The following is a 2,666-nucleotide window of genomic DNA, read 5'->3' as shown; positions in this document are numbered from 1 at the left end:
TCAATCAGACCCGCTTCAGTTTGTTTGCAGTTTGAAAATATCGCAGAAAATCTGTGTAATGTCGAGGCGGGATAGAATAGTAGACATAGCGGAAAGTCTGAGCGGAGGCTTCCTCCGTTCCCCGAAGCTTCAGTATCTTTGGTAGAGGCTTTCCACCACTTCAGCAGTTCGGGAGTTGGCGCGAACAGAGGCAGGTGCTTACCTTTCCATCCAAGGTGAGGCTACAGTGAGATTGAGATGGCCACGAAGAGGATTTCACCACTATTAAGATGAGGTGTACACTGTCATAATCGCACTCGCTCCAAGTCATAGTCAGTCACCCGCGCGATGGAATCTCTAGAGGTAAGAACCTCGTCACCTTTTTCTGATATAGCAGGGGACATCCACTCGATGCTGTAGAACCAAGAATCATTAATCAGTTGAATGCCCTGGACAATACGAACCGGTGGGCCATTGCCATGAAACCGAAACTCGACTAACTCACCCAGACGAAAAACGGGTTTTTCTTGGGGCAGCGAACGCAAGTTACCTGTACCAATAAGTTCACTACCCCAAACAGTAATATTGTCATTGCAACAAGTATTGATTTCGTATTTCCAGCCTTGCGGCGACCATTCGACACCACAGCAGTAACCAAATGCTTTGACTCTCTTGACGTACACCCGTTCAAGTAAGCTTACTAGCAACGGCGGGATTCGTTGACCCCAAGGTGGGGAGATGTACCAACACTGTTCTAAGTCTTGAACAAGATTAGTCATACTTTTGCTCCTTTTAAAATACTTTGTGCTGATATGAATAATTGAGTTGCAAAACTGAAAGGTACGGAACAGCCGATAATTGACCCCGCCGTAGCAGTTTCGTTGGGGAATAATGCAGATATGGTATTTTAACCAAGTAGTGCTAATGTACTATAGAACTAGTAATATAGTATTTTATTAAGTACCAGTTAGCCTAACTTTCTAATGCTCCCCTCTGCTTACAAGTGAGAAAGATAGTTCACGTTGATATGGATGCCTTCTACGCATCGGTGGAACAGAGGGATAACCCTAGCTACCGAGGCAAACCGTTAGTAGTCGGTGGCAGTCCGAATCAACGAGGCGTGGTTGCAGCCGCCAGTTATGAAGCTCGTAAGTTTGGCATTCATTCCGCGATGCCATCAGTAACAGCAATTGCCAAATGTCCTGGGCTTATCTTTGTCAGACCGAGATTCGACGTTTACCGAGAGATTTCTGCTGCAATCCACGCTATCTTTAAACGCTACAGTGATTTAGTGGAAGGGGTTGCACTAGATGAAGCATACCTGGATGTGACTGAGAACAAGCAAAACATCACCTACGCTTTTACTATCGCAAGACATATCAAAACTGCGATTCTCCAAGAAACTCAGTTGACAGCAACCGCAGGTGTGTCGATTAACAAGTTTCTTGCAAAAATGGCATCAGGGCAGAATAAACCCAATGGACTTACGGTGATTTTACCGGAGGAAGCGATCGCTTTTGTAGAACAACTGCCGATTGAAAAGTTTCACGGGATTGGAGAAGTTACAGCAGCGAAAATGCACTCACTGGGGATTCATAGTGGTGCAGACTTGAAAGAGCGATCGCTGACTGAGCTAACACACCACTTTGGGAAAGCAGGTCATTATTACTATAAGATTGCCAGGGCAGAAGATGACCGTCCAGTTGAAGCGGATCGGGTTCGCAAGTCCATCGGTGCAGAAACCTCATTTGCACAGGACTTAAGCGATGTTGATCAGATGTTGCAAGAACTCGAACAGATTGCCCAAATTGTCGAGCAACGGTTAGAGCAGCGCGAAACGCGAGGCCGCACATTAACGCTGAAAGTCAAGTTTTCTGACTATCATCAGATAACCCGCAGTAAGACAATGCTTGCTCCCATTAGTGAACTAGATACGATTTTTGAGATAGCCAAAACACTATTTTTATCAATTGAACTGGAGAATCGGAGCATCAGGTTGTTGGGGATTTCTTTGTCTAACCTTGATAACGCCAAACAAACCCAAGCCATTCAATTGCCATTATTTCAGAATGGGAACATCAGATTTTAGCGTAGGTGTAGTCTGTTCAGACGCTGACAGCTCGGTTATGGAGAGAGAGTTATTGGCAGTGCCGCCACCGTCGAGGGTAACGGGCTGTTCAGACGCTGACAGCTCGGTTATGGAGAGAGAGCGAATCAACTCCCGAATCACATCAGTTGCAGGTCTACCTGTACTTGTACAATATTTTTCAAGTTTTTCGCTTTCAGCAGATGCAAGATTTATTGTGATTCGTTTGACAGCCCATTTTTTGTTCATGACTTGCAATATTTATCAAATTTAATGAATTATCTAGACTTTAAATGCCAAGTGCAATACTTAACAAATATATAGATGTTAACCACAGCATACTTGCCGTAAAACCATTTTTAGCACATCCCTACCCAGAGTATTTACTTGTAGCCTAAAACTTCACTGATAAATCATTTATATGAACTTTAGAACATTTGAAAGGAGCTTGTATTTTTGTAAATATTGTTAAGCAAAGCGCAATTGAAGTGAGCCTTGCAAGAGGACTATAATCAGCAAGTATTGCCAATTGAATTTAGTAAACCTTATCTTCATACAATTGCATCTAATATTCATTTGCTCTTTACCCAAAGGTGAAGTT

2 protein-coding genes and 1 pseudogene are annotated in these 2,666 nt (G+C 43.4%); 1 reads left to right on the top strand and 2 read right to left on the bottom strand.

The window, feature by feature from the left end:
* Positions 1-284: 284 nt before the first annotated feature.
* Entirely contained in the window at positions 285-758 is a 474-nt protein-coding gene (locus H6G26_RS40795; protein WP_190737737.1) for a DUF1392 family protein, read from the bottom strand.
* Between the two features lie 224 nt (positions 759-982).
* On the opposite strand from H6G26_RS40795, the gene dinB reads away from it, so the two are divergent.
* Positions 983-2,068, top strand: a complete 1,086-nt coding sequence (dinB, locus tag H6G26_RS40790) for a DNA polymerase IV (RefSeq protein ID WP_190737735.1) — start codon at positions 983-985, stop codon at positions 2,066-2,068.
* Between the two features lie 102 nt (positions 2,069-2,170).
* Here dinB and H6G26_RS40785 read toward each other — a convergent pair.
* A pseudogene (locus tag H6G26_RS40785) lies at positions 2,171-2,314 on the bottom strand (CopG family transcriptional regulator); the annotation flags it as partial.
* Between the last annotated feature and the right edge of the window lie 352 nt (positions 2,315-2,666).

It is taken from the genome of Nostoc sp. FACHB-888, assembly GCF_014696655.1.
In the GTDB taxonomy this organism is placed as follows: Bacteria; Cyanobacteriota; Cyanobacteriia; order Cyanobacteriales; family Nostocaceae; genus Nostoc.
Note: the sequence above shows the minus strand (reverse complement) of the source record. Positions and strands in the feature narration are given on the sequence as shown.